Source organism: Microcoleus sp. S13_C3 (genome assembly GCF_036700905.1).
GTDB lineage: Bacteria > Cyanobacteriota > Cyanobacteriia > Cyanobacteriales > Microcoleaceae > Microcoleus.
On record NZ_JAUBPT010000309.1, the window covers coordinates 1 to 3,061 of the forward strand.

Sequence of the window (3,061 nt, forward strand, 5' to 3'; positions counted from 1 at the left end):
GGGCATAGGGCATAGGGCATAGGGCATAGGGCATAGGGCATAGGGCATAGGGCATAGGACTCGTCCCCATACCTCACAACGCTTGAGAACCGCTATATTTGGGTTAATTAGTATGTGTGTCTGCGGTTGTAATTTTATTTTCTAAATATGAAGTTTACCCGATCGCTCCGGCAAGTAATTCTGTTATTTGTGATTTCCTGTCTGCTAGCAGTTGCGATTCCTCCGGGAATTGCTCAGGTTAATCCACCACAAACGGTGCAGCTTGTTCGACAAGCTCGCACTCTGTACCAAGAGGAACGTTTTTCGGAAGCTGTACCTTTGTTGCAGCAAGCGGCGGCGGCCTTTGAGGCAAAAGGCGAAAATCTCGATCGCGCCACGGCTTTGAGTAATTTAGCTGCAACCTACGGGCAGTTGGGGCTTTGGGAACAAGCAGAAAAAGCTGTAAATTCGAGTTTGTCGGCTGTGCGAACACAAGCCAAAACTCCCGAACAGCAGCGGATTTTGGCTGAAACTCTCAACATTCAAGGACAGTTGCAACTTGAACGGGGGCAGACTCAAGATGCGATCGATAACTTGGAGTTAAGCGCTAAAATTTTCGAGCAAATTGATAGAAAGAACCAACTTTTTCAAGTTCAAATTAATCAAAGTCGGGCTTGGGAAACTCTCGGACTTTATCCCAGGGCTTGCAAAATGCTGTTAGCTTCTTTCAAGTTGGAAAACCAAACTTGCGAAGTTTCGACAGCGGGTTTGGAAACTTTGAAAAATCAGCCTGTTTCTCTCGAACAAGTCCGGGCAACTCATGCTTTAGGGCGGGTACTGCGGGTTTTGGGACAACTGGAACGATCGCAGGATGTGCTTTCGGCGGGACTCGAAGCAGCCAAAAAATTAGGTAGCCGGCCAGAGGAGGCTGCAATTTATCTCAATCTGGGCAATACGGTACGGGCTAAAAGCAATAAACCGGGTTTGACACCCAAACAGCGGGCTGATTTGGAACGCTTGGCCCTAGAGTATTATGGTCGATCGATCCAGGCGATCCCGGATCGCTCTCTCCTACAAATTCAGGCAAAGTTAAACCAATTGAGCTTGTTGCTCGATCGCCAAGATTGGTCTGAAGCAGAGGCTTTGTGGCGTTCTCTCGAACCTCAAACCGATAAATTTGGGTCGAACCGCGCCGGACTTTACGCTCAAATTAATCTAGCTCAAAGCTTGATGAAATTAGCTCAGTCGCCTGCGAAAACTTTGAGTTTAAGCGAGATTGACACCATGCTCGATCGCTCTGTCGAACGAGCAAACAGTTTGGGCGATAAACGAATACAAGCTTATATTCTGGCAGCGAAAGGCAAACTATCAGAAATCCAACAGCAGTATCAGAAAGCGGAAAATCTCACAACTGAGGCTTTGAGTTTAGCACCGGCGTTTCAATCTCCCGATATTGCTTACCAATTGTTTTGGCAACTGGGACGGATTCGGAAAGCTCAGGGAAATACAGAAGGGGCGATAGCTCAATATACTCAAGCTGTGAATCTACTGTCATCTTTGCGGGGCGATTTGGTAACAGTCAATCCCGAAGTGCAATTTTCGTTTCGGGAAAGTGCCGAACCGGTTTATCGGGAATTAGTCGGGATGCTTTTGCAAGAGGAATCTCCCAGTCAAGCTAAATTGAAACTAGCGCGCCAAACCGTGGAATCTTTGCAACTGGCGGAATTGGACAACTTTTTTCGGGATGCTTGCGCTGATGCTAAACCAAAGTTGATCGAGGAAATCGATCCGACAGCGGCGGTGATTTATCCGATTATTTTGAGCGATCGTTTGGAGGTAATTTTGTCAATTCCCGGCAAACCTCTGCGCCGCTACGCTACGAAGAAGTCTCAAGCCGAGTTGGAAACTGCCTTCAGACAAGCCAAAAATACCATCAGGCCTGCTTCTTTCCCCCGCGACAGGAGGCTACCCGTCGAACAGGTTTACGACTGGTTAATCCGCCCCGCAGAGGCGGATTTGACCGCCAGCGGGATTAAAACCCTGGTATTTGTGCTCGACGGTTATTTGCGGAATCTGCCGATGGCGGTGCTGCACGACGGTGAAAAGTTTTTGGTAGAAAAATACAATATTGCTTTGGCGCCGGGATTGCAATTGCTGGCACCGAAACCGCTGAACAAAGTCAAGTTAAAAGTGCTCACCGCTGGCCTTTCGGAAGCGCGTCAAGGCTTCTCGGCTTTGCCGGGCGTGAAGGAGGAAGTTCAGCAAATTGCAGCCGAGATGCCGGCGAGTTCGCTGCTGAATGAAGATTTTGTCAGCGGGCGGTTGCACGATCAAATTAAAGCTTTGTCTTACCCGATCGTCCATTTGGCAACTCACGGTCAGTTTAGCTCGAATGCGGCGGATACTTTTATTGTGACTTGGGACAAGAAAGTGAATGTTAAGGAGTTCGATCGACTACTGCGAGCCCGCACTGGGGAGAAACAACAGCCGATCGAACTTTTGGTTTTGAGTGCTTGCGAAACTGCTTCGGGCGATAACCGCGCGGCTTTGGGTTTGGCGGGGGCGGCAATTCGATCGGGTGCCCGCAGCACCGCCGCCACCCTTTGGCAAGTCAACGACGAATCTACAGCTATCTTTATGACTGAGTTTTACAAGCAACTGGCTTCTTCTAAAACCAGCAAAGCTGAAGCCCTCCGCAACGCTCAATTAACGCTGCTGAAAAACCCACAGTATCAAAATCCCTATTTCTGGGCGCCTTTCGTGCTTGTGGGGAATTGGCAGTAATTTAAGATGGGGCATGGGGCATGGGGCATGGGGCATGGGGCATGGGGCATCGGGCATGGGGAATTGGGCATCGGGCATGGGGAATTGGGCATGGGGAATTGGGCATCGGGCATGGGGCATGGGGCATGGGGCATGGGGCATCGGGCATCGGGCATGGGGCATGGGGCATGGGGCATCGGGCATCGGGCATCGGGCATCGGGCATCGGGCATCGGGCATCGGGAATTGGGCATCGGGCATCGGGCATCGGGCATCGGGCATCGGGCATCGGGCATCGGGCATCGGGCATCGGGCATCGG

General features: G+C 50.7%; 2 protein-coding genes. Both read left to right on the forward strand.

The features are described 5' to 3' along the window. Positions 1–147: 147 nt before the first annotated feature. Positions 148–2,763, forward strand: coding sequence for a CHAT domain-containing protein (locus tag QUA16_RS36165; protein WP_333109636.1), 2,616 nt, complete (start codon positions 148–150; stop codon positions 2,761–2,763). 6 nt (positions 2,764–2,769) lie between these two features. Further along, on the forward strand, positions 2,770–3,061 hold a 292-nt coding region (locus QUA16_RS36170; protein WP_333109635.1), incomplete at its 3' end, for a hypothetical protein.